24 protein-coding genes and 1 pseudogene are annotated in these 23,297 nt (G+C 68.7%); 15 read left to right on the forward strand and 10 right to left on the reverse strand.

What is annotated here, in order from left to right; genetic code table 11:
* Nucleotides 1–107: pseudogene (locus Q0C81_RS02410) on the reverse strand (3-octaprenyl-4-hydroxybenzoate carboxy-lyase); the annotation flags it as partial.
* A 128-nt stretch (nt 108–235) separates the two neighbouring features.
* On the opposite strand from Q0C81_RS02410, the gene Q0C81_RS02415 reads away from it, so the two are divergent.
* Nucleotides 236–409, forward strand: coding sequence for a DUF465 domain-containing protein (locus tag Q0C81_RS02415; protein ID WP_291832982.1), 174 nt, complete (start codon nt 236–238; stop codon nt 407–409).
* 81 nt (nt 410–490) lie between these two features.
* On the opposite strand, the gene Q0C81_RS02420 is transcribed toward Q0C81_RS02415, so the two are convergent.
* Nucleotides 491–1,162 carry a DUF1013 domain-containing protein gene (locus Q0C81_RS02420; RefSeq protein ID WP_291832985.1) on the reverse strand — a complete coding sequence of 224 codons (672 nt, stop codon included), beginning with the start codon at nt 1,160–1,162 and terminating at the stop codon, nt 491–493.
* Between the two features lie 222 nt (nt 1,163–1,384).
* Between Q0C81_RS02420 and Q0C81_RS02425 the strand changes: the two genes are divergently transcribed.
* Complete coding sequence (locus Q0C81_RS02425; protein ID WP_291832988.1) at nt 1,385–2,413, forward strand: beta/gamma crystallin-related protein; 1,029 nt, start codon at nt 1,385–1,387, stop codon at nt 2,411–2,413.
* A gap of 26 nt (nt 2,414–2,439) precedes the next feature.
* On the opposite strand, the gene Q0C81_RS02430 is transcribed toward Q0C81_RS02425, so the two are convergent.
* Nucleotides 2,440–3,411 (reverse strand): NAD(P)H-quinone oxidoreductase, encoded by a 972-nt coding sequence (locus Q0C81_RS02430; protein ID WP_291832991.1) that lies wholly within the window; start codon nt 3,409–3,411, stop codon nt 2,440–2,442.
* Nucleotides 3,412–3,473: 62 nt separating this feature from the next.
* Here Q0C81_RS02430 and Q0C81_RS02435 point away from each other — a divergent pair, with 62 nt between their 5' ends.
* The 3 genes from Q0C81_RS02435 (at nt 3,474) to Q0C81_RS02445 (ending at nt 4,694) form a co-directional block, all read left to right on the forward strand.
* Nucleotides 3,474–3,698 (forward strand): DUF1192 domain-containing protein, encoded by a 225-nt coding sequence (locus tag Q0C81_RS02435; RefSeq protein ID WP_291832992.1) that lies wholly within the window; start codon nt 3,474–3,476, stop codon nt 3,696–3,698.
* Between the two features lie 112 nt (nt 3,699–3,810).
* A complete protein-coding gene (locus Q0C81_RS02440; RefSeq protein ID WP_291833047.1) occupies nt 3,811–4,329 on the forward strand; it encodes a DUF1465 family protein in 519 nt (172 codons plus the stop codon).
* The gene (locus Q0C81_RS02445) at nt 4,326–4,694 is read left to right on the forward strand and encodes a hypothetical protein (RefSeq protein WP_291832995.1); all 369 of its coding nucleotides are present in this window, start codon (nt 4,326–4,328) and stop codon (nt 4,692–4,694) included. Before Q0C81_RS02440 ends, Q0C81_RS02445 begins: the two co-directional genes overlap by 4 nt.
* Nucleotides 4,695–4,698: 4 nt before the next feature.
* Here Q0C81_RS02445 and Q0C81_RS02450 read toward each other — a convergent pair whose 3' ends face one another.
* Together Q0C81_RS02450 and rpmE are read right to left on the reverse strand one after the other, a co-directional pair.
* The gene (locus Q0C81_RS02450; protein WP_291832998.1) at nt 4,699–6,261 is read right to left on the reverse strand and encodes a L,D-transpeptidase family protein; all 1,563 of its coding nucleotides are present in this window, start codon (nt 6,259–6,261) and stop codon (nt 4,699–4,701) included.
* A gap of 172 nt (nt 6,262–6,433) precedes the next feature.
* Nucleotides 6,434–6,658, reverse strand: a complete 225-nt coding sequence (gene rpmE / locus Q0C81_RS02455; protein ID WP_291833002.1) for a 50S ribosomal protein L31 — start codon at nt 6,656–6,658, stop codon at nt 6,434–6,436.
* 134 nt (nt 6,659–6,792) lie between these two features.
* On the opposite strand from rpmE, the gene Q0C81_RS02460 reads away from it, so the two are divergent.
* Nucleotides 6,793–8,643, forward strand: coding sequence for an ABC transporter transmembrane domain-containing protein (locus Q0C81_RS02460; RefSeq protein WP_291833005.1), 1,851 nt, complete (start codon nt 6,793–6,795; stop codon nt 8,641–8,643).
* A gap of 210 nt (nt 8,644–8,853) precedes the next feature.
* Here Q0C81_RS02460 and Q0C81_RS02465 read toward each other — a convergent pair whose 3' ends face one another.
* On the reverse strand, nt 8,854–9,309 hold the full coding sequence (locus Q0C81_RS02465) for a MarR family transcriptional regulator (RefSeq protein WP_291833009.1): 456 nt from the start codon (nt 9,307–9,309) through the stop codon (nt 8,854–8,856).
* A 15-nt stretch (nt 9,310–9,324) separates the two neighbouring features.
* Nucleotides 9,325–10,629, reverse strand: a complete 1,305-nt coding sequence (locus tag Q0C81_RS02470; protein ID WP_291833013.1) for a S41 family peptidase — start codon at nt 10,627–10,629, stop codon at nt 9,325–9,327.
* Between the two features lie 233 nt (nt 10,630–10,862).
* Here Q0C81_RS02470 and Q0C81_RS02475 point away from each other — a divergent pair, with 233 nt between their 5' ends.
* Entirely contained in the window at nt 10,863–11,933 is a 1,071-nt protein-coding gene (locus Q0C81_RS02475; protein WP_291833015.1) for a sensor histidine kinase, read from the forward strand.
* Between the two features lie 21 nt (nt 11,934–11,954).
* Here the strand turns inward: Q0C81_RS02475 and Q0C81_RS02480 are convergent, their stop codons facing one another.
* Together Q0C81_RS02480 and Q0C81_RS02485 are read right to left on the reverse strand one after the other, a co-directional pair.
* Nucleotides 11,955–12,998: a 2OG-Fe(II) oxygenase gene (locus tag Q0C81_RS02480; protein WP_291833017.1), complete on the reverse strand. Its 1,044-nt coding sequence runs from the start codon at nt 12,996–12,998 to the stop codon at nt 11,955–11,957.
* Between the two features lie 46 nt (nt 12,999–13,044).
* Complete coding sequence (locus tag Q0C81_RS02485) at nt 13,045–13,623, reverse strand: superoxide dismutase family protein (RefSeq protein WP_291833019.1); 579 nt, start codon at nt 13,621–13,623, stop codon at nt 13,045–13,047.
* 123 nt (nt 13,624–13,746) lie between these two features.
* Here Q0C81_RS02485 and gyrA point away from each other — a divergent pair, with 123 nt between their 5' ends.
* The 6 genes from gyrA to Q0C81_RS02515 all read left to right on the forward strand — a co-directional run bounded on the left by gyrA (nt 13,747) and on the right by Q0C81_RS02515 (nt 20,644).
* Entirely contained in the window at nt 13,747–16,524 is a 2,778-nt protein-coding gene (gene gyrA, locus Q0C81_RS02490) for a DNA gyrase subunit A (protein ID WP_291833021.1), read from the forward strand.
* A 147-nt stretch (nt 16,525–16,671) separates the two neighbouring features.
* Entirely contained in the window at nt 16,672–17,469 is a 798-nt protein-coding gene (locus Q0C81_RS02495) for an aminotransferase class IV (protein ID WP_291833024.1), read from the forward strand.
* 50 nt (nt 17,470–17,519) lie between these two features.
* Entirely contained in the window at nt 17,520–18,002 is a 483-nt protein-coding gene (coaD, locus tag Q0C81_RS02500; protein WP_291833027.1) for a pantetheine-phosphate adenylyltransferase, read from the forward strand.
* 1 nt (nt 18,003) lies between these two features.
* Nucleotides 18,004–18,876: a peptidylprolyl isomerase gene (locus Q0C81_RS02505; protein ID WP_291833029.1), complete on the forward strand. Its 873-nt coding sequence runs from the start codon at nt 18,004–18,006 to the stop codon at nt 18,874–18,876.
* Nucleotides 18,877–18,899: 23 nt separating this feature from the next.
* Nucleotides 18,900–19,808: a peptidylprolyl isomerase gene (locus Q0C81_RS02510; protein WP_291833031.1), complete on the forward strand. Its 909-nt coding sequence runs from the start codon at nt 18,900–18,902 to the stop codon at nt 19,806–19,808.
* An 80-nt stretch (nt 19,809–19,888) separates the two neighbouring features.
* Nucleotides 19,889–20,644, forward strand: coding sequence for a hypothetical protein (locus Q0C81_RS02515; protein WP_291833034.1), 756 nt, complete (start codon nt 19,889–19,891; stop codon nt 20,642–20,644).
* Between the two features lie 7 nt (nt 20,645–20,651).
* Here Q0C81_RS02515 and Q0C81_RS02520 read toward each other — a convergent pair whose 3' ends face one another.
* Nucleotides 20,652–21,797, reverse strand: coding sequence for a Ppx/GppA phosphatase family protein (locus Q0C81_RS02520; protein WP_291833038.1), 1,146 nt, complete (start codon nt 21,795–21,797; stop codon nt 20,652–20,654).
* Nucleotides 21,798–21,945: 148 nt separating this feature from the next.
* On the opposite strand from Q0C81_RS02520, the gene hspQ reads away from it, so the two are divergent.
* Together hspQ and phhA are read left to right on the forward strand one after the other, a co-directional pair.
* On the forward strand, nt 21,946–22,260 hold the full coding sequence (gene hspQ / locus Q0C81_RS02525; RefSeq protein ID WP_291833041.1) for a heat shock protein HspQ: 315 nt from the start codon (nt 21,946–21,948) through the stop codon (nt 22,258–22,260).
* A 77-nt stretch (nt 22,261–22,337) separates the two neighbouring features.
* Nucleotides 22,338–23,213 (forward strand): phenylalanine 4-monooxygenase, encoded by an 876-nt coding sequence (gene phhA / locus Q0C81_RS02530; protein ID WP_291833044.1) that lies wholly within the window; start codon nt 22,338–22,340, stop codon nt 23,211–23,213.
* Nucleotides 23,214–23,297: the final 84 nt, after the last annotated feature.

The raw sequence follows: 23,297 nt of genomic DNA on the forward strand, positions 1-23,297 counted from the left end.
CCCAATTCGCGCAGGGCGTCGAGGGCGCGGACACCGTAAGTCACGCCGGACGCTCCGGAAATTCCAACAACGAGACGCCGCGGCGGGGTTCCTGCGGCTCCGTTCACATCTTCGGCCAATTCGGGCTCCAGGGTACTCGCGTCCGGAAGGCCGCCAGCCTCACCGGAATGTGATTCCACAGGCGGTCAAGCCGGGCGCTCACTCTAGTGGTCCCTTAGACATGGAGGCGCAAGCCATGACCATCGAAGCTCGTATCCGCGAACTGGGAAACCGTCATCGCAGCCTGGATGAGACCATCCAGCGCGAGACCCGCAGCCCGGCCTCGGACTCGCTTCACGTCAGGGAGCTGAAGCAGCAAAAGCTGCGATTGAAGGAAGAGATCACCAGTCTGGAGGCCCGGGCGCACTAACGGTCCAGACCTCCCGAAACGACGACGGCCCCGGAGAGCGATCTCCGGGGCCGTTTTTCATCCCCGAGGGGAGGAAGGGTCCTAGTTCTTGGTGCCGAAGACGGACGCGGCGGTCGGCTCGGCGCCGCGGCGCTCGCGTTCCTCGGGGACGAACTCCGGCTCGACCGGTTCGACCGGGGCGTCGACGGCCTGCAGGGTGGCGCCGCCCTTCTTGGCGTCGTCCCGGGCCTTCTTGTCGGCGGCCTTCTTGACCAGGTCGTCCAGCGCCAGCTGGCCGACGAGACCCAGGGTCACCGGATCGACCGGCTTGATGTTGGCCGAGTTCCAGTGGGTGCGGTTGCGCACGCTTTCGATGGTGGCCTTGGTCGTGCCCAGCAGCTTGGAGATCTGCGCGTCGGTCACTTCCGGGTGATTGCGGACGAACCAGGCGATGGCGTCCGGACGGTCCTGGCGGCGCGAGACCGGAGTGTATTTCGGGGCCGGCCTGGCCGACTTCATCAGTTCGGCGTGGCGGCTGACCACGGCCTTCATGCGGTAGTCGGGGTTGTCCTGGGCCTTGTCCAGCTCCTCGCGGGTCAGCTGGCCGCCGGTGATGGGATCGACGCCGCGGATGTCGCGGGCCACGTCGCCGTCGGCGATGCCGCGCACTTCCAGCGGATGCAGGCCGCAGAAGTCGGCGATCTGCTCGAACGTCAGCGAGGTGTTGTCGACCATCCAGACCGCGGTGGCCTTGGGCATCAGAATGTCGGTCATAGGCGTCTTCGCTTCTTGATTTGACCCGCCCAGACCGGGGGTCGGCGGGTTCCGGATACGACGGCGCCCGACCTTTCGGCCGGGCGCTGATGATACGGATATAGGCCTATTCGGTGGAAAAGGAAACGACTGCCGATCCACTGTACAGCCAAGGTTCATCTCCGTTGTGAACATTGGCCGCAATGGCGCGTTGTGCGTCCAGCTGAGCAATGGGAGGGACCTATGTTTATCCAGACTCTCGCCGCCGTGGCGGTTCTGTTGGGAGGCGGCCAGGAGATGGCGGCCATGGGCGGCGGAGGCCAGGAGCGGGCCGCGCCCCGTGGCGACTATCGCGATAGTTGCAGCGGCGCCTATACGAACCGAGGACGCCTGTATGCGGACTGTCGCGCGCGCAACAATCAGATCCGCGGCACCTCGATCGAGCTGAACCGCTGTAGCGACTATGAAATCCGCAACGACAACGGCCTGCTGGTGTGCGGGCCGAACCGGGGCGATTACGAGGACGACAACGGCGGCGGCGGCGGCGGGGGCTGGAACCCCAACCAACCGCCGCGCGGCGACTATCAGAGCAGCTGCGGCGGGACGCGGGTGGAGCGGGGCCGGCTGTATGCCGATTGCCGCACGCGCAGCCCCGGCTTCCGGACCTCGTCGATCGAGCTGAGCCGCTGCCGCAACGACGAAATCCGCAATGACAACGGCCTGCTGGTCTGCGGCTCGTGGCGCGGCCAGTTCGAGGATCAGGGCGGCGGCGGTGGCGGCGGCTGGAACCCCAACCAGCCTCCGCGCGGCGACTATCAGAACAGCTGCAGCGGCGCCGACGTCCGCCGCGACCGCCTGTACGCCAGCTGCCGCTCGCGCAGCAATCAGACCCGCCGGTCGTCGATCGAACTGAGCCGCTGCCGCGGCGAGGACATCCGCAACGACAACGGCCTGCTGGTCTGCGGCTCGTGGCGCGGCCAGTATGAGGACGAGAACGGCGGGGGCGGGCCCGGCTGGGGCCGTCAGTCGATCACCGTCTACCAGGACTCCAACTTCCGCGGCGCCTCGACGCGCTATGACGGCGAGATGGCGAACCTGGGCAGCACCGGCTTCAACGACCAGATCAGCTCGGTTCAGGTCGAGGGCGAGTGGGAGGTCTGCTCGGACGCCTACTTCCGCGGCCGCTGCCAGACTGTTCGCGGCGACATCCGGAACCTGGTGCTGCTGGCCATGAACGACAGCATCTCGTCGCTGCGTCCCGTGCGCCGCTAGAGCGACATCGGCCGAGTCTGGAGCGTCTAAAGCGTCAGCACGACCTTGCCGACGTGGCCGCCCGCCTCAAGCCTGAGGTGGGCGGCCGACGCCTGTTCGAGCGGGAAGACCGCCTCGACCGGCGGCCGCAGGGCGCCCGAGGCGACCCAGGGCCAGGCCCCGGCCTCGACCGCCGCGATCAGCCGCGCCTTCTCGTCCGCCGGACGGGCGCGCAGCGTCGAACCGGTCAGCACGATCCGCTTCATCATCAGCTTGAGCAGGTCGACCTGCGCCGCCGCGCCGGTCAGGGTGGCGATGACGACCCAGCGCCCGAACGGCTTCAGCACCGCCTGATTGAGTTCGGCGTAGTCGGCGCCCAGCATGTCCAGCACCACATCGACGCCGCCGAAGTCGCGGATGGCCTCGGCCATGTCGCCGGTCGTGGCGTCGAGGCTGAGGTCCGCGCCCAGCGCCCGGGCGGCCTCCGCCTTGGCCGCGCCGCGCGAGGTGGCGATGACCGTCGCGCCCGCCGCCTTGGCCATCTGGATGGCGGTGACGCCGATGCCGCTGGTCGCGCCATGGATCAGCAGGGTCTCGCCCGCCTTGAGCGCGCCGGCCTCGAAGACATTGGCGAAGACGGTGCAGACCGTCTCGGGCAGGGCGGCGGCCTGGACGAAATCGAGACCCTCCGGGACGGGCAGGGCGTGGCGGGCGTCGACCACGGCGTATTCGGCGTAGCCCCCGCCGCCCAGAAGAGCGCAGACGCGGTCGCCGACGGCCCAGCGTCCCGCGCCGGGACCGACCTGATCCACCTCGCCCGCGACCTCCAGCCCCAGGAGATCGGGCGCGCCGGGCGGCGGCGGGTACAGGCCGTTGCGCTGGAGCAGATCGGGACGATTCACCCCGGCGGCGCGCACCCGAATGCGGATCTGGCCGGGCCCGGCGACCGGATCGGGCCGTTTGGACAGGGTCAGGGCCTCGGCCGGACCGGCTCCGCCCGCGATTTCGATCACCCGCATCCGCTGTTCCCGTCCTTGCAATCGTCCGTGTCCGGGCGTTCAGATAGGGGGTTACGTCCCTGATGGCCACGAAGGAGGCGGCAGTGTTCGAGGATCTTGAGCCACGCCCGGCGCGCGGCGCCCCCCTGATCGCTCTGACCCGGGAAGACCTGGACGGCTATTCCGTCGAGGACCTGAAGGAGCGGATCGCCGCGCTGGAGGCGGAGATCGCCCGTTCGCAGGCGGCCATCGACGGCAAGTCCTCGCAACGTAACGCCGCGGATGCGTTGTTCAATTTCCGCAGCTGAGGGTTTTCCCCCGTTACGGGTATGGCACAGGCGTTGCAGTCGGCTGTCCGACCGCGCGCAACCGTGCCGGCCATGATACGGATGCCTGCACTCCATGAGCCTGGTTGAGTTTATGTCCACCGACGACACCACCCTTCTGACGCCTTCGGGCCGCAGCCGCGAAGCGGTGGTGGACGATTTCGCGCGCTCGGAGCTGTTCGACCGCACCTTCCGCGAGGGGATGGAGCTGGTCGAGGAGACCGCCGCCTATCTGGACGGGGACGGACGGCGGGAATCCAAGCTGCTGTCGCGCGCCGCCGCCCTGGCCTATGCGGGCGAGAGCATGAAGCTGACCACCCGGCTGATGCAGATCGCCTCGTGGCTGCTGGTGCAGCGGGCCGTGCGGGAAGGGGACATGAGCGCCCTGGCCGCCTGCGAGCCCCGCTACCGCCTGACCGAGCGCAAGGTCGAGACCGAGCCGACCCACGGCGAACTGCCCATCGCCCTGGTCGAATACCTGGTGCGCTCCGAGCGGCTGTACGACCGCGTCGTGCACCTGGACCGCAAGATGTACCTGGACGCGCCCGAGGAAGAGGCGATCAACCCGGTGCAGAGCCAACTGGACCGGCTGGCGGCGGCGTTCCGGCAATGAAGCGCGGCCCGCGGCTGCTGATCGCCCTGGGCGTGGCGGCCCTGATCGTGGCCGGTCTGGCGACCGCCTGGATCGTGAGCGAGCGCTCGCTGATCATCATCGAGAACCGGAGCACGGCGCCGCTGACCCTGTCGGTCGAGACGGTCGATGCGGGCGCCTTCTCCTGGAAGGGCGAGGTGGCGCCCCGCAGGCGGGTGCTGAAGGCCGCCCGCGTCCCGGACCACAGCTTCGTCGTCACGTGCCGCGACGAGAGCGGCATCAACCGGACGAGGGGCGGCCATGTCGCCCCGGGGCGTCCGCAGCGAGTCGACATCGTCGCGGGCAGCTGCGCCGCGATCCAGATCGACGTGCGGACGATCCCCTGAAGCTTTAAGGTCCGACGTCGTTGGCGTCGCGGCCGCGGCCGTCGTCCACCGGCTTGGGCAGGCTGACGCCGATGCCGAGGGCGTCGGCCAGCTTGGCGTCCCGTTCGTAGACATCCTCGCGGAAGGCGACGCGGCCCTGGCCGTCGACGAAGGCGGTCCAGTAGAGCAGGCGCACGCCGATCTCGCGGCCCGTCTGGATGCGCTTGGTCTCGCGCGTGTCCTGGGCTGTGTCGAACTGGGCCAGCAGGACTGGATCGGGCGACAGCAGCAGGCGGGCGAAGTCGACCGCGTTCTGGACCCGCACGCAGCCGTGGCTGCGCTGGCGCATGGCCAGGTTGAAGGCCGCCTTGGACGGGGTGTCGTGCAGGAAGATGGCGTAGCTGTCGCGCAGCTCGAACTTCACATAGCCGAGCGCGGCCGTCGGGCCGGCGCGCTGGATGACCGTGCCGTTCTGGACGTACATGTTCTGGCTGGCCAGATAGCCGGGGCCGCGCGGCAGGATCTCGTTGCGGGCGATCGAAGCCGGCACGTACCAGGGCGGATTGGCCACGACCGAGGCGAACGGCTTCTCCAGGCTGGGCGTCTGGTTGCTGGGCGAACCGCAGACGACGCGGTTGGAGTGCACCGGACGGCCGTCCTTCCAGTAGACCATGATGGCGGCGGCGGTGTTGACCTCGATACGCTCGGGATTGACCTCGCGCTTGAGCCAGCGGCGGCGTTCCAGGTTGAGGGCGATCTGGCGGGCGCGATCCTCGGCCGAGGCCGAGAGCGAGCGCTGGCTGCCCGTGCCGATGCGGCCGTCGGCGACGAGGCCGTGACGGGTCTGGAAGCTGCGCATGCCGGCTTCCAGGTCGGGGCCATAGACCGGGCCCATGGCCGCGATGCGGGCGCCGTCGGCGGCCGAGAGGTCGCCCTCGGCCACCAGGCGCTGGACGATGATCGGGATGCGCGGGTCGCTGCCGCCCGGCTCGATGTTCGCGCCGACGCGGAATGCAGGCCAGCCGCCGTTGTCGCGGATCAGGCGGCGGTAGCGGACATAGCCTGCCGACAGGTTGGAGTAGCCGATGTCGGTGGGGGCCAGCCCCTCGAACCAGTCGAGCAGGCGGTTGGTTGCGAGCGCGTCATTCAGCCCGGCGGGCAGGTCGACGCGGTTCTTCTGCATCTCCCACAGGTCCTCGACCGCCTCGGGGCGGACGCGGCCCTCGGCGAGGACGCGGGCGTAGGTCATGGCCGCGGCGGTGGTCTTCATCTCCGCGGCGTCGCGGTCGGCGGCCAGGGCGGTGAAATCGAAGAAGTCGGACTGCGACAGGCCGTGGCGTTCGGCGCGGGCGGCGGCGGTTTGCAGGGCGCGCAGGCGGTCGGCGGTCCACACCGGACGCCAGCCGTTCAGCTCGTAGAAGGCGCGCACGTCGGGCTGGAGGGTGGCGGGCAGGCGGGCCAGCTGATCGTTGAAGCTGTCGTAGAAGGCGACGGCGCCCGGATCACGGGTCTGCGCCAGCGCGCTCGCGCCGAACGAGGACGCCAGCGCCGAAACCGCCGCGCCCAGACCCAGTTGCCTTCGATTCATCACGTCGCTCTTCGTCCGTTCCGTCGCACGGACCCAACGCCCACGCCCCGAAAGCCCAACGCGGACGACATTATCGGCGTTCCGGCCAAACAGAAAGGCGCCGGTCCCGGGACCGACGCCTTCTTGTCGTCTTGCACCTGCGGTGTGGCTGGAAAGCCAGACCGGAAGCGGCTTACTTCTTGATGAAGCCGGCGAACTTGTTGTTGAAGCGCGACACGCGACCGCCGCGGTCCAGCATGTGCTGGTTGCCGCCGGTCCAGGCCGGGTGGGTCGACGGATCGATGTCCAGGTTCAGGGTCGCGCCCTCTTTCCCGTAGGTCGAACGGGTCTGGTAGCTGGTGCCGTCCGTCATCACCACGGTGATGAAGTGGTAGTCGGGGTGCGTGTCCGCCTTCATGGTCGTCGTCCGGTCTCTGCGCGGTGACGATGCCGACCGTCTGTGCGCGTAAAATGAGAAACCCGCCACGCTAGGCGGCGGGAATGAGCGGCGGCGTTTACACCGGGGGGCGTTCCGGGGCAAGAGGCGCGGCCATGACCGAAACCTCCGCACCGATCACCGACGCCCCTGACCTTCGCGGACGGCCGGGCGCCGGCGCGGTTCTGGCCGAGCAGATGGCCGAGGCGGGCGACCGTCGCGAGAAGCGCCGCGACATCCGTCCGCTGGCCCGGCTGCTGCCCTACGCCTTGCGCCACAAGGGCCATCTGGCGATGGCGGCCTTCTGGCTGATCGTGTCGACGGCGACCTCGCTGAGCCTGACGGCGGCGGCGCGCGGGGCCATCGACCATGGGTTCGAGAACGGCGGGGCCGGGCTGAACCTGTGGTTCCTGATGCTGGGCGCCAACGCCCTGTTCCTCGGCGTCGCCACGGCGGTGCGCTATTTCTACGTGACCAAGACCGGCGAGCGCGTCGTGGCCGACCTGCGCAAGGGGCTGTTCGACCGCATCCTGACGCTGGACCCGGCCTTCTACGCCAAGATCCGGACCGGGGAGGTGCTGAGCCGCCTGACGACGGACATCGCCCTGGTCGAGACCCTGATGACGACCTCGGTGTCGTTCGCCCTGCGCAACTTCCTGACCCTGGTGGGCGGGACCGTCCTGCTGTTCGTGGTCAGCCCCAAGCTGACCGGGCTGGTGCTGCTGGTGGTGCCGCTGCTGCTGGGGCCGATCTTCCTGTTCGGGCGCCGGGTGCGCAAACTGACCGTGGCCACCCAGGACCGGTTCGCCAATGCGGTCGGCTTCGCCGGCGAGAGCGTGGACGCCATCGAGACGGTGCAGGCCTTCGGGCGCGTCGCCAGCGCGGTCTCCCGGTTCGGCGCGGCGGTCGAGGACGCCTTCAACTCGTCGCTGGTGCGCATGCGGGCGCGGGCCCTGATGACGGCCATGATCATCGTCGTGATGTTCGGCGGCGTGACCCTGGTGCTGTGGCTGGGCGCGCAGGACGTGATCGCCGGGCGGATGAGCCCGGGGGCGCTGCTGCAGTTCGTGCTGCTGTCCGTCTTCGCGGCTGGGGCCGTGGGCGCCCTGGGCGAGAGCTGGGGCGACGTGCAGAAGGCCGCCGGGGCCATGGAGCGGATCGACGAGCTGATGCGGGCCCAGACCGCCATCGCCGCGCCGGAACGGCCCATCGCCCTGCCGGAGCCGCCGGTCGGCGAGGTGTCGATGTCGGCGGTGCAATTCGCCTACCCGGGGCGGCCCGACCTGCCGGCGCTGAAGGGCTTCAGCCTGACCGTGCGGCCCGGCGAGACCGTGGCCCTGGTCGGGCCGTCGGGAGCGGGCAAGTCGACCGTCTTCCGCCTGCTGCTGCGCTTCTACGATCCGCAAGGCGGGGTGGTGTCGGTGGACGGGGTGGACGTGCGCGAGGCCGATCCGGTGGTCGTGCGCGACCGCTTCGCCTGGGTCTCGCAGGAGGCGCCGCTGTTCTCCGGTTCCGCCAGTGAAAACATCCGCTTCGGGCGGGAAGCGGCGAGCGAGGACGAGGTCCGCGCGGCCGCCGGGAAGGCGCAGGCGCTGGGCTTCATCGAGGCCCTGCCCGAGCAATTCGACACGCCCCTGGGCGAGCGCGGCAAGAGCCTGTCGGGCGGGCAGCGGCAGCGGCTGGCCATCGCCCGGGCCCTGGTCCGCGAGGCGCCGATCCTGCTGCTGGACGAGGCGACCTCGGCGCTGGACGCCGAGAACGAGCGGCTGGTGCAGACGGCGCTGGATCAGGCCATGGAGGACCGCACGACCATCGTCATCGCCCACCGCCTGGCCACCGTGCTGCGCGCCGACCGCATCGTGGTGATGGAGGACGGCAAGGTGGTCGAAGAGGGGACGCACGCCGCCCTGATCGCCAAGGGCGGCCTGTATGCGCGGCTGGCGGAGCTGCAGTTCCGGGCGGACTGAGGCGGTCATCCCGAACCTCCGGCATGGTCGGGGGCGGACATGTGCACTCGGAAAAAATGGAGTGCACTTGTGCACAAATTCGCTTGTGACGGGGGATGGTGCGCGGGGCTCAACCCGAGCTGCGGTGCTTGATTGTCAAAGACCCAAGGCCGCGAAGCCTAGCGGGCCGATGCGTCAGAGTTGGTCGTAAGGGCCGATTTCCTTATCCCGTCAGACGACCATGCGGTCGATCAGGGGGCGGGCCTTGAGCGAGGCGATGGCGCGGCTGATCGCGTCGAACACCGGGCCGGCGTCTTTCTCCATTTCGGCGTAGGCGCGTTCGAACTCCGCATCCAGACTGTCGAGCAGGGCCAGCTGTTCGCGGCCCTTGTCCGTCAGCTCGATCAGGACGACGCGCTGGTCGTCGGGATCGGGCCGGCGGCTGACCAGTCCCAGCTTCAGCAGCTTGGGCATCTTCTGCTGGATGAGCTGGTGCGAACGGTTCAGGGCGCGCACGAGGTCGGCGACAGAGACCGGGCCGAGCGTCGCGATGGCGCCCATCAGGGACGAAGACTTGACTGGAATGACAAGGCCGGCCCGCTCGAAAACCTCGGCCGACTGCTGCTCGATCAGTTCGCTCAACTGTTCGCTGAGGCGGCCCAGGAAGGTGCGGTTCAACTCGATCATTCGCCCGACAGCTCCTTAATCCAGGCGGCGATAGGCGGCCGTTTCGCCGGACTTAAACAGCCGCTCCAGGCCGATCACGCGACCATTCTCGCGAACCAGACGGAACCGGTAGTCATCCGTTCCCTGGACCGCAAACAGATCCTTTCCGATCGGATCGAGAGCCAGAACGAAGCGCTCGCGCCAGTGGTAGGCCAGGCCGGTCGCGGTGCGGACGAGCGCGCGGCCTTCATAGGTTCCGGCCGCCTCATCCAGGTCCGACGGGCTCACGGGTTCGCCGGAGAGGGCGAACTCGACCGGGGGCAGGGCCCACCGGGCCTCGGCGTCGCCCGCTTCCGCCCGGCTTTTCAGCAGGAATCGCTGCGCGGTCAGAAGGGCGTCCGAGGCCGCTACGGCGATATCGGGAGTGACGCCGACGCCCTCGAAATCCTGCCCGTTGACCGGGTCATGGATCTGACCGAACGGCACCTGCAGCATGAACCGGTCGTCGATGGGCACGCGGGTGACGGGGTGCGCGCCGCCGGCGGTCTGTTCACCGATGAGAGTCGCGCGGCCGAGCTTCTGCAGCGAGAACGCCATCCATTCGGCGGAGGAGAAGGAGGTCGATCCGGTCAGCACCACGACCGGGATGGTCGCCGACCGGCTCCCGGGCACGGCGGCCAGGCTCCACTGGCTGCGCTGCACGCGCGCCCCGTTCTCGTTGTAGAAATAGTCGAAGAATTTCTGTTCCTTGCCCGCTGGATAGAGGTAGCTCATCAGGAACTGCGCCATCTCAAGGACGCCGCCGTTGTTGTAGCGGAGATCGATGATGAGCCCGTCGGCGCCTTCGGCGAACCGCATGGCTCCGGCGGCGATGTCCTGGGCGTATTGCGGATCAGCGAAGAAATCGAACCGGACATAGGCTAGGCCTCCATCCAGCCGCCGGGCGTCCCGGAAGCCGAAATTGGCCGCCCGCTCGCCATCGCGCTGCGCCTGGGTGGTCGTCTCGCCCTCGGTCTTCGCCCGCCTGTTCGCGGCGACCTCATCCGGATCGAACGCGACCGAGAAGTGGAGATCGTCGCTCGCCTTGACCAACCCCTGGGCGAGGCTTTCGGCGAACTGTTCGCCGCCGACGGGGGTGGACTGAACCCGTCGATCCAGTTCGGCGGCGATGGCCGGGATGCGGTCGGGGAAGACGTAGTTTTCGCGCAGCGCCGTCTCGAGGCGGGAAACGACCTGCCGCTGCGCCTCGGAATCCAGGGACCGGGCCACGGTCTGGGCGAGGACCGGCGCGGGACACAGCGTAGCGGCGGCCAACAGGCAAGCACAAAGCCGAGAGAACATGGTCGATCCATAATGAAATATGTTGTACAATATATTGTAGTATATTTGGCCGTCAATCGCTGAACCGCCCTCGCAAGGGGACGTGTTCCGACGGAAGCCCCGTCAAAGACGAACGCAGGGCGCGCGTATCCAGACCGCCGCGTTCCTGTTACAGTCAGGGCTTCGGCGACGTTTCCGAATGGCTGAAGATTGGGCTTTCGCTTCGCGAGCCTTTTCTGCCGGGAAGGGCCGATATGGCTCCTGCTCCGCCTCTTTCTCCTGACCTGGGCTCCTCCCTGGCGCTCGCCGTGATCAATGCATCGCAGGCGCCCTTGCTGCTGCTCGATGGAAACTCGGACGTCATCGCCGCGAGCGATTCATTCATGAGGTCGTTCGGCTACGCATCCGGCGCGGTTCGGGGTCGATCCCTGTTCTCGCTGGGAGCCGGGGAGTGGGATCTGCCCCGGCTGCGTTCGCTGCTCTCCGCGGTCGGGTCCGGCGACGCCCTTGTCGACGCCTATGAACTGGACTGGAGCGAAGCGCATCAGCCGCGCCGAAGCCTCATCCTCGCGGCTCAGCGACTGGAGTTCACCGAGGGGCCGTCCGTCCGCATCATGCTGACTATCGTCGACGCCACTGAAGCCAAGGCCGCCGAGAAGCTGAAGAGCGATCTCATCCGCGACAAGGACGTCCTGCTTCAGGAGATCCAGCACCGCGTCGCCAACAGCCTGCAGATCATCGCGAGCGTGCTGCTTCAGAACGCGAAGAAGGTCGGCTCCGAGGAGAGCCGCATTCACCTGCGTGATGCGCACCATCGGGTGATGTCGGTGGCCGCGATCCAACGCCAATTGGCGGCCTCGAGCATCAGCGATGTGGTGCTGAAACCGTATCTGACTCAGCTCTGTCAAAGCATTGGCGCCTCCATGATCGAGGATCATGATCTGGTGTCCATCCAGGTCGATGGCGACGGCAGCGCCACGACCGGCGAGGTCTCCGTCAGCCTGGGCCTCATCGTGACCGAACTGGTCATCAATGCGTTGAAGCACGCCTTCCCGGTCGGGCGCGCCGGCGTGGTGACCGTGGATTACCACTCGGAACACGAGGGGTGGGCTCTATCCGTCTGCGATGACGGGATCGGCATGCCCGCCTCCCCGGACGATGCGAAAGCCGGCCTCGGCACCGCGATCGTCCAAGCGCTGGCCGCCCAATTGTCCGCGACGATCACCGTGACCGCGCTCAAACCCGGAACGGGCGTGTCCGTGGTTCATCGCAAGCCGTTCGACTTGTTGAAAGAGTCCGCAAAGCCCGAGCTGCGGGCCGTCTGACCTCGCGCGAGAAGACGGGCGCTAGGCCGTCAGCGCCGGGTCCAGATACTTCAGGTTCTCTTCACGCACCTTTGCCGCCGCCTCGTCGTAGAGGAAGGGCAGGAAGGCGAAGCGTTCGCCGCGGGTGACCGGCGTCGCCTCGTGCAGGATCGAGCAGGAGAAGACGCAGGCGCCGCCGGGGGGCGGGCGGTAGGTGCGGTCGCCGAACTCGGGGAAGCGCAGGTCGCCGCCGTCGTAGTCGCCGTTCAGGTTGATCGAGACCGCGAACCGACGGTGGGCCGTGCCCCGGGTGGTGTTGTCGCGGTGGGGGCGGAAGAAGCCGCCGGTCTCTGCGTCGTAGCGGGCGACCAGATAGCGTTCGATCCGGGTCGGCTTGAAGCTGAAGGCCTTTTCGATCTGCGGGATCAGGCGGCGGTTCAGGCGCGCCACGACCTGCTTCTGCAGGGCGTCCTCCTCGACCAGGACGTCCGAGCGGCGCTTGTGCTGGTCGTTCATCATCAGGGTGGTGACGCCGTCGATCTCGCGCATGAAGCCCGAGGGTTCGCCGCCGGTCTGGCGATACAGGGCGATCAGCTGTTCGCAGAAGCCGGGCTCGAAGATGCGGGGGGCGACCAGGACGGGGGCCGTGCCGGAGAAGCCGCCGTGACGGTTCGGCGGGGGCAGGGCGGCGACGCGGTCGAGCAGCGCCTCGGCCGCCTCCGCCCCGACCATGCCCATGACGTGCAGGGCCGGATCGATCAGGACCCACCGCTCGGCGTCCTGGGCGCCGTACAGGGCGGCGGCCTCGCCTGCCTCGTCGAACAGGAAGCGGCGGCCGGGCAGGCTGTCCTGCCGGACGGCGCGGGCCTCATCCGGGCCCACGATCAGAATGAAGGCGCTGGCGTGCAGGTCGTCGAAGGCCGCGCGACGGGCCTCCACCAGCGCCGTCGCCCGCTCGACCGCCGGTCCCGCGGGAACGATGGCGAGCAGCAGGTAACGGCCCGCGGCGGTGTCGAAGACGTAGCGCGGATTGCTGACGCCTTGGGTCGAGAAGGTCGGGGCGGGATCGCCGAGCAGCAGGGCCATCGCGCGACGATGCGCGAAATAGCCCTGCGATATCAACCCCGATGGATCAGGAGGCGGGCTGGAACACGCCGCAGGCGATGCGAGGGCCGGCGCCGCCGATCGGCTGGCTGACGTAGTCGTCCGGGTTGGCGTGGACGACGAACGACAGGCCGTCGCCATCGACATAGTTCTCCTCATGGGCGTCGAGCCCTTCCCAGGCCAGGTAGACGTCGGCGTTGGCGGTTCCGTCGGCGTTGGCGTGGATGTTCTGCAGGTCGCCCAGGTCCGGTCCGCCGGCCTTGTTCAGCAGGCCATGGGGGCGGGCGCCCTCCGCGTGGTTCACGTGGCCGCCGGCCGAGGTGAAGGCCGGGGTTTCGCAGGTCCCGACGGCGTGCAGGTGGACGGCGTGCCAGCCGGCCGGCCAGCCCTTGCCCTCGACCCGGAAGATCATCCCCATGGGACCTTCATAGCCGGTCACCGTTCCGGCGTCGGAGCCGTCGGCGGCCTTCAGCGCGGCGGTCACGACGGGTTGGGGCGGGGGGGCGGGCGCGGGCGCGGGGGCGGGGGCCGCCGTCTGGGCCAGGGCCCCGGCGGCGCCCACGAGCAGGGGTGTGGCGATGAGGGCGGCGAGGAGGCGCTGGCGCATGGTCGAAAATCCCTGTGTACAAGCCGGAAACCGGGGCGATCCTTTTGCTTAAGGAGACCCTGGATGCTAGAAAACCGGATAGCGGATCACGTTCCGATTCCGGCCATTTAAAGCCTGATTTCCTTGACCGACGACACCTACGAAAACGCCGCAGCCCCGGCGGGCGGCGACATCTCCACCATCACCATCGAAGACGAGCTGCGCCGCTCGTATCTCGACTACGCCATGAGCGTGATCGTGAGCCGGGCGCTGCCGGACGCGCGCGACGGGCTGAAGCCCGTGCACCGCCGCATCCTGTACTCGATGCACGACCTGAAGATGTCGCCCGAGAAGTCGTACTCCAAGTGCGCCCGCGTGGTCGGCGACGTGCTGGGCCGCTTCCACCCGCACGGCGACGCCTCGGTCTACATGGCGCTGGTGCGCATGGCCCAGCCGTTCTCGATGGGTCTGATGCTGGTCGACGGCCAGGGCAATTTCGGCTCGGTCGACGGCGATATGCCCGCCTCGATGCGATACACCGAGGCCAAGATGGCCCCGGCCGCCGTGGCGCTGCTGGCCGACATCGACAAGGACACCGTCGATTTCCAGCCGAACTACGACGAGAAGGAGCTGGAGCCGGTCGTCCTGCCGAGCCGGATCCCGAACCTGCTGGTCAACGGCGCGGGCGGCATCGCCGTCGGCATGGCCACCAACATCCCGCCGCATAACCTGGGCGAAGTGGTCGAGGCGGCGGTGGCGCTGCTGGACGACGCCAACATCAGCGACGACGCCCTGCTGGACATCGTGCCCGGTCCCGACTTCCCGACCGGCGGCGAGATCATGGGCCGCACCGCGCCCCGCAACGCCCTGCGCGACGGCCGCGGCTCGGTCATCGTGCGCGGCAAGGCCTCGATCGAGACGATCCGCAAGGACCGCGAAGCCATCGTGGTCACCGAGCTGCCGTTCCAGGTGAACAAGCAGACCCTGATCGAGCGCATCGTCGAACTGGTGCGCGAGAAGCGCATCGAGGGCATCGCCGACATCCGCGACGAGTCCGACCGCGACGGCATGCGCATGGTCATCGAGCTGAAGCGCGACGCCTCGGGCGATGTGGTGCTGAACCAGCTGTGGCGCTTCACCGCCATGCAGTCGTCGTTCGGCGTCAACATGCTGGCCCTGAACCACGGCCGTCCCGAGCAGATGGGCCTGCGCGACCTGCTGCAGATCTTCCTGGACTTCCGCGAAGAGGTGGTCGTCCGCCGCACCAAGTACGAACTGGCCAAGGCCCGCGACCGCGGCCACGTGCTGGTCGGTCTGGCCGTGGCCGTGGCCAATATCGACGAGGTCATCCACATCATCCGCTCGTCGGCCGATCCGACCGAGGCGCGCGAGCGTCTGCAGGCCAAGTCCTGGCCGGTGGGCGACATGATCGCCCTGGTCGAGCTGATCGCCGACCCGCGCTCGATGCTGGTCGACGGCGACAAGCTGAACCTGACCGACGAACAGGCCCGGGCCATCCTGTCGCTGACCCTGAGCCGCCTGACCGGCCTGGGGCGTGACGACATCTTCGCCGAGGCCCGCGCCCTGGCCGAGACGATCCAGGAGCACCTGACCCTGCTGTCGGACCGCGCCAACATCCTGGCCGTGATCCGCGCCGACCTGATCGCCGTGAAGGACGAGTTCGCCGTGCCGCGCCGCACCCTGATCGGGGAAGGCGACGGCGAGATGGAGGACGAGGACCTGATCCCGCGCGAGGACATGGTCGTGACGGTCACCCACGGCGGCTACGTCAAGCGGGTGGCGCTGAACGCCTATCGGACCCAGCATCGCGGCGGCAAGGGCCGCTCGGGCGTGGCGATGAAGGAGGACGACGCCGTCGTCGGCGTGTTCTCGGCCTCGACCCACACGCCGGTGCTGTTCTTCGCCACCAACGGCAAGGCCTACAAGCTGAAGACCTGGCGCCTGCCGCTGGGCAATCCGCAGTCGCGCGGCAAGGCGTTCGTCAACCTGCTGCCGATCGAGCCGGGCGACAGCATCATGAACGTGCTGCCCCTGCCCGAGAACGAGGCGGAGTGGGGCGAATACGACATCATGTTCGCCACCAGCTCGGGCGACGTGCGCCGCAACAAGCTGTCGGACTTCGCCACGGTGAACCGCGCGGGCAAGATCGCGATGAAGCTGGAAGACGGCGACCGGATGGTCGGCGTGGCCCTGTGCACCGCAGAGGACGACGTCATGCTGACGACGGCCCTGGGCCGGGCGATCCGCTTCAAGGCCGACGACGTGCGCGTGTTCAAGGGCCGGGACTCGACCGGCGTCCGGGGCGTGCGCCTGCAGGCCGGGGACGAGGTCATCTCCATGGCCGTGCTGGGCCGCGTGGACGCCACGCCGGAAGAGCGCGCCGCCTACGTCAAGCACGCCAACGCCATGCGCAAGGCGCTGGCCGGCGCCGACGGCGAGGACGAGGCTCCGGCGGTCGAGGCCGACGATGAAGCGGTCGGCGAGGCCGTGCTGAGCGTCGAGCGGATCGCCGAACTGGGCGCCGCCGAGCAGTTCATCCTGACCGTCACCGAGACCGGCTTCGGCAAGCGCTCCTCGGCCTATGAGTATCGCCGCACGGGGCGCGGCGGGCAGGGGCTGACGGCGCACGGCCTGGGCGGCCGCGCGGGCACGCGCCTGGCGGCGTCCTTCCCGGTCGAGGAGAGCGACGACCTGCTGATGGTCACCTCGGGCGGGCAGATGATCCGCACGCCGATGGAGCAGGTCCGCATCGTCAGCCGCTCGAGCCAGGGCGTCACCATCTTCAAGACCGCCGACGGCGAGAAGGTCGTCTCGGTCGAACGCCTGCCGGACTCCGGCGGCGGCGCTGATGACGATGTGATCGAGGGCGAAGGCGGCGAGATCGAGGGCGGCGAGGGCTGAGTTTTCTCTTTCCGCTCATCCCGGCGAAAGCCGGGACCCAGTCCTTTCGTGGAAACGCCGTCGAAGGGGACCGAAAGGGAGGAAGCTTCGGTTGAACCGATCATCCAAAACACTGGGTCCCGGCTTTCGCCGGGATGAGCGGACCTCATGAATCTGTTCCGGATCGACGGCGAACCGGCCAGCGTCGAGGCGCTGGCTCCCGTGCTGATGTCGAACTACGGCGCCTTCACCTCGATGCAGGTCGAGGACGGCGCCGTGCGCGGGCTGGACCTGCATCTGGACCGGCTGGAGCACGAGGCGCTGACGTTGTTCGGCGTGGCCGTGTCCGAGGCGAGGCTGCGCGAGCGGATGCGGGCGGCGCTGGCGGGACAGGAGGGACGGCGCAGCCTGCGGGTTCAGCTGTTCCTGGAGACCGTCACCCTGCGCATGCCCGACGCCATGGGCGAGCCGAGCGTGCTGACCGTCGTGTCCGATCCGGCGAACGCGCTGTGCGATCCGCTGAGATTGCAGACGCAGGACTATGCCCGCGAAGCGCCGGAGCTGAAGCACAACGGCACCTTCGGCCTGACGCGGGCGCGACGGGCGGCGAAGGCGGCGAGTTTCGACGACGCGCTGTTCGTCGGGCCGGACGGCCTGGTGTCGGAAGGAACGATCTGGAACATCGGCTTTGTCGAGGACGGGCGCATCGTCTGGCCCCGGGCGCCGATGCTGCGCGGGACGGGGCAGGCGCTGCTGGAGAACGGGCTCGATCTCGTCGGGCTGGACAGCGAGATCCGGCCGATAGACCGGACCGCGCTGGCGGGGTTCCGGCAGGCCTTCATCTGCAACAGCGCCACGCCCGCCTGTCCGGTCGGAAACATCGACGCGCGGTCCCTGGACGTGGATCCGGCGCTGATCGACCGGCTTCAGGCCGCATGGGCGTCGAACGCGCCGCAGGCGATCTAGGCCGTCGGTTTCGCACCTGCTAAACCGGACCAAAGTCGGGGAGGACTTCGATGCGCATAGGCCTGTATCCGGGCACGTTCGACCCGATCACCAACGGGCATATGGACATCATCGGCCGGGCGGTGAAGCTGGTCGATCGGCTGGTCATCGGCGTCGCCCAGAACGACGACAAGGGCCCGCTGTTCTCGACCGCCGAACGGGTCGAGATGGTCCGGGCCGAGGTGGTGAAGTTCGGCGACAAGGTCGAGGTTCGGCCCTTCTCCAGCCTGCTGATGCATTTCGCCGAAGAGCTGGACGCGACGGTGATCGTGCGCGGCCTGCGCGCCGTCGCCGACTTTGAATACGAATTCCAGATGACCGCGATGAACCAGCGCCTCAATGCCGACATCGAGACCGTCTTCCTGATGGCCGACCCGCGGCATCAGGCGATCGCCTCGCGGCTGGTCAAGGAAATCGCCCGACTGGGCGGGGATATCGGAAGTTTCGTCAGCCCGGCCGTCGCGGCACAGGTGCTGGACAGGGTCAAGGACTAGAATGCGTACCAAGACGATGCTCGCGGCGGCCGTGTCGGCCGCCCTCCTGACCGGCGCGACCGCCCCGGCGGCCCTGTCGCAGACGGCGGCGCCCGCCGCGGAGTGGCGCACGATCGCGCCGGAAAACCTGCTGATCATCGACACCGCCAAGGGGCGGATCGTGATCGAACTGGATCCGCGCGTGGCGCCCCAGTCGGTCGAACGGGTGCGCACCCTGGCCGACCGCGGCTTCTATGACGGACTGAAATTCCACCGGGTGATCGAGGGCTTCATGGCCCAGACCGGCGATCCCCTGGGCACCGGCGAGGGCAGCAGCGAACTGCCCGACGTGCCCGGTGAGTTCTCGTTCCGGCGGGGCCGCGCCGACGGCTTCGCCGCCACCGGGCCGGGCAATAGCGGCAGCGCCCAGATGGGGCTGATGGGCTCCATGCCCGTCGAGACCCAGCCGGACGCCCAGATGATGGTCACCGCCGACTTCAAGGTCGCGGCCATCGGCCTGTTCTGCCCCGGCGTCGTGGGCATGGCCCGCGCCAACGATCCGAACAGCGCCAACAGCCAATTCTACATTATGACCGGCCCCAACGCGTCCCTGAACGGGACCTATACGCCCTTCGGCCGGGTGCTGGCCGGACTGGACGCGGTCAAGGCGCTGAAGCCCGGCGTGCGCGCCGAGAACGGCCGGGTGACCGATCCCGACGTCATGACGCGGGTGCGGACCGCGGCGGCCCTGCCGGCGGGGCAGCGGCCCACCGCGCGGGTCATGGTCTCGGCCGGCCCGGCCTTCGCCGCCCGGATCGCCGAAGCCCGCACCGCACTGGGCGATCGCTTCACCGTCTGTGATGTGCAGCCGCCGGCCGAAGTCACCGGCGGCTGAGCCGGACGCAAGGGGAGGGGACCATGAGACTGACGCTCGCAAGATCGCTCGTTGTGGCCGCCGTGGCGGCCCTGTGCGCGGGGGCCGCCCTGGCCCAGGACGCGGGCGGCCCGCCGCCTCCGCCCCCGGCGCCCACGCCGCAGACCACGATCGCCGAGAATGACTGGCGCGCCGTCGCGCCCGAGAACCTGCTGGTCATCGACACGACCAAGGGCCGCATCCTGGTCGAGCTGACTCCGCAGATCGCGCCCCTGCATGTCGAGCGCATCCGCCTGCTGGCGCACAACGGCTTCTTCGACGGCCTGCTGTGGCACCGGGTGATCGACTGGTTCATGGCCCAGACGGGCGACCCGCTGGGCAGCGGCGAGGGCCAGAGCGCCTATCCCGACCTGAAGGCCGAGTTCACCTTCCGCCGCGACCCGGCCATGCCGTTCGCCGCCGTGGCCGAGCCCGCCGGCGCGCGGGTCGGCTTCCTCGGCGCCCTGCCGGTCCAGACCCAGCCCGACGCCGCCTTCGCCCAGACCGGCGACGGCAAGGTGCACGGCTGGGGCCTGTACTGCCCGGGCGTGGTCGGCATGGCCCGCGACGAGGGCAACGACACCGCCAACAGCCAGTTCTTCATCATGCGCCAGGCCTATCCGGCGCTGGACAAGCGCTACACCATCTGGGGCGTGACGGTGTCGGGGCTGGACGTGGTCCGGTCGCTGCAGGTCGGGGACGGCGAGAACGGCATGATGGCCTCGGTCCAGCCGGACCGCATGACCCGCGTGCGCGTGGCCGCCGACATCCCCGCCGCCGAGCGGCCGACGGTGCAGGTGCTGGCCACCGGCTCCGAGCGCTTCCGCACCCTGGTGACCGAGGCCCGCGCGGCGCGCGGCGCCGACTTCTCGGTCTGCGACGTGACCCTGCCGGTTCAGGTGGCCGGGGGCTGAGCGCGACTGCAAATGTGACCCTGGGTATTCAAGGATCAGGCATTTCACGGTATCCGTGTTGAAATACACGGGGGAAGCTGATGCGAGAATTTTTGGGCGGTCTGATTGTGCTGGCCGCGTTCGCGATGTTCGTGCTTTCGATCGTGGTGATGGTGAAGCCACTCAAGCGGCTTCATCTAGGCTCGCGGAAGCGGGGGCTCCTTTTGTTGGGAGCATCCTTCGTCGTGACCATCATTGGCGGCATGATACTTCCGCCGCCGACACCAGAAGAGGTTGCGGTTCGCGCCGCGGATGAGGCGCGAGAGAAGGCAGAGCGCGAGACAGTTCAAGCAGCGGAAAAGAAGGCGCGAGATGACGCCGAAGCGGCGGCGGAAGCACGACTGAAACCCGCCATGACTGAGGCCGCCACGGGACTCTGGAACCGCATCAACTCCACTGTCGCGGGATGCGATGCCGCGTCGAAGGCGGTGTCGGACGCAGCCGGCGCTCGAAACCCGAGCCCCTATGTGCTCTATCCCTTGGTGCAACAGGCCAAAACAGTCTGCGCGAGTGAAGGTTTGGAGGTCAGCCGCATCGATGTTCCAGATACCATTCCCGCGCGTCATCGGGATGGGTTTAAGGAGGCAATCGAGACCTGTTCCAACGCCTATCTAGCCAAGATGTCGGCCTTTGACTCAATGGCGAAGGTGCTTGATGGCAATGTCCGCCCATCGGCAGTCTCGGATGCTCAGCAAAACGCCGAGCGCGCGCAAGCTGGCATAATGCTTTGCGGGATCCGGTTCATGAAGGCGGCGAGCGACGCTGGCCTGGATCTAGACGAGGTCATCAAAGACTAGCCACTTCTCAACGTGCCGAGGTTTGCTCTCCACCGCTTCCGCCGCGACCGCGTCCGCGCCGGCGTTTGCGGCGGGGAGGCTTGCGGTCCTCGCGCATGCGCTGGAGCAGCAGGCCTTCGCGCAGGCCGCGGTCGGCGACGCGCACGCGCTCTGACGGCCAGGCGCGCTGCACGGCTTCCATGATGGCGGCGCCGGCCAGGACCAGGTCGGCGCGGTCCGGGCCGATGCAGGATTCCGCCGCCCGACCCTCGGGCCCGAGCGCCTTCAGCCGTTCGGCCGCCGCCTCGCAGTCGCCGCGCGTCATCCACAGGCCGTCGACCAGATTGCGCTGGTAGCGGGGCAGGCCCAGGTGGATGCCCGCCAGGCTGGTGATGGCGCCCGAGGTGCCGACCAGATGGGCGCGGCCCTGGACGAAGACGTCGCGCAGGGCCGGATCGACCGGCGTGTCGGCGATGGCGGCGCCCATGTCGGCCACCATGGCTTCGTACCAGGGGTTCAGATCGCCGCCGATCGGTTCGGGGTGGCGCTCGGCCAGGGTGACGACGCCGATGGGGGCCGAAATCCAGCCTTCCAGCACGAAGCCCGAGCCGTTGCGGCGCAGCCAGCTGAGCTCGGTCGAACCGCCGCCGACATCGACGACCAGAATGGCCTCGGCGCTGGGATCGAACAGGTTCAGGCAGCCCTGGACGGCCAGGCGGGCCTCTTCGGCCGGGTCGATGATGCGCAGCTTCAGGCCCGTGCCCTGCCGCACCCGTTCGATGAAGGCGGCGCCGTTCTCGGCCTGGCGGCAGGCCTGGGTGGCCACGGCCATGAGGCGCGAGGGGTCGATCCCGCGCTTGGCGACCCGCTCGCCGCACAGCATGAGGGCCTCATAGGCCCGCTCCATGGCCGCGTCGTCCAGCCGGCCGGTGCGCGACAGGCCTTCGCCGAGGCGGACGATGCGGCTGAACGAATCGACGACGCGGAAGCCGTCCTTCGCCGCGCGGGCGATCAGCAGACGACAGTTGTTGGTCCCCAGATCGAGGGCGCCGTAGAGCGGCGCGTCGCGACCTGACGCCCCCGGTCCGGCGGGCGCGCCGCCGCGGGCGCGCTCTCCGTCGGATAGACGGGGCTGGGACCGGCGGCGCGAGGACGCGCCTTCGGTCTCCGGCATGGCCGAATCTTTCAAGGTGGGCGGTCCGGAACGGCGCCCGTCCCGGACAGCCTAGACCGCGAAACTCGTCCGCGCCAAGCGTGTCTGTCGCGAAAATGAACGGCGGTCACATGATCCTGCTCAGGTTCGGGAGCGTAACCGTGGCGGCATGACCCATCCCGTCTCAGCCCGCTTCGGCCTCGGCCAGATCGTCCGGCATCGTTCCGCGGGATTTCGCGGCGTGGTGATCGACGTGGATCCCGTCTTCGCGGGGCAGCCCGGCGCGACCGGCGCGATCTCGCCGGACCAGCCCTTCTACCAGGTGCTGGCCCTGGGGGCCGACGGCGGCTTCATGGCCTATGCGTCCGAGGATTCGCTGGAGCACGACCCCGAGCTGTCGATGCTGACCCGGGATGCGGAGGAGCGGTACTTCACCGTCGACGCCCGTGGCCGGCACGCGCCGCGCGAGCAGGCGATCCACTGACACTGCTGGCGCGCGCCCGCGCCGGGTTCTAGATTGTCCGCAAGGGGCCGCCAGAGCCCGGATGCAGGAGCACCGTCATGTCCGATTTCGAGCACGTCTTCGACAAGCCGCCCGCGGGCGCGGCCGAAGACTGGACGATTCCGCAGGACTGGCGCGCCTATACCGAGACCGAGCACAAGACCTGGGACACCCTGTACGCCCGGCAGATGAAGATCCTGCCCGGCCGCGCCGCCGACGTCTTCTTCAAGGGGCTGAAGGCGCTGGATCTGAACACCGGCGGCATTCCCGACTTCTCGCTGATGAACCCCAAGCTGCAGGCCCTGACCGGCTGGACGGTGGTGTGCGTGCCGGGTCTGGTGCCGGACGAGGTCTTCTTCGACCACCTGGCCAACCGTCGCTTCCCCTCGGGCCAGTTCATCCGCAAGCCGGACCAGCTGGACTACCTGCAGGAGCCGGACATCTTCCACGACGTGTTCGGCCATGTGCCGATGCTGACCGACCCGGACTTCGCCGCCTATATGGAAGCCTACGGCAAGGGCGGGCAGCGGGCCGCCTCGCTGGGCATGCTGCCCAATCTGGCGCGCCTGTACTGGTACACGGTCGAATTCGGCCTGATGCAGGACACCGGCGGCCTGCGCATCTACGGGGCGGGCATCGTCTCCTCGGCGACCGAGAGCGTGTTCGCCATCGAGGACCCGTCGCCGAACCGGCTGGGCTTCGACCTGGAGCGGGTGATGAAGACCCTGTACCGGATCGACGACTTCCAGCAGGTCTATTTCGTCATCGACAGCATCGAGGCGCTGAAGGGCGAGACGCTGAAGGACTTCGGCCCGATCTATGAGCGGCTGCAGGGGGCGGATGCGATTCCGATCGAGACCATCCTGCCGACCGACGAGGTCTTCACCGAAGGCACCCAGGCCTATGCGGCCAAGGGCGGGCGGTTCGCGGCCTGATCAGAACCAGGCCTTGAGGCCGACGACGAGGCGGGTGTCGTCCGCTTCGCCGCCCCGGGCCTCGATGTCGTCGGCCGTGTCTCC

Origin of the sequence: Brevundimonas sp. (assembly GCF_023259385.1) — a bacterium.
Taxonomy (GTDB): Bacteria; Pseudomonadota; Alphaproteobacteria; order Caulobacterales; family Caulobacteraceae; genus Brevundimonas.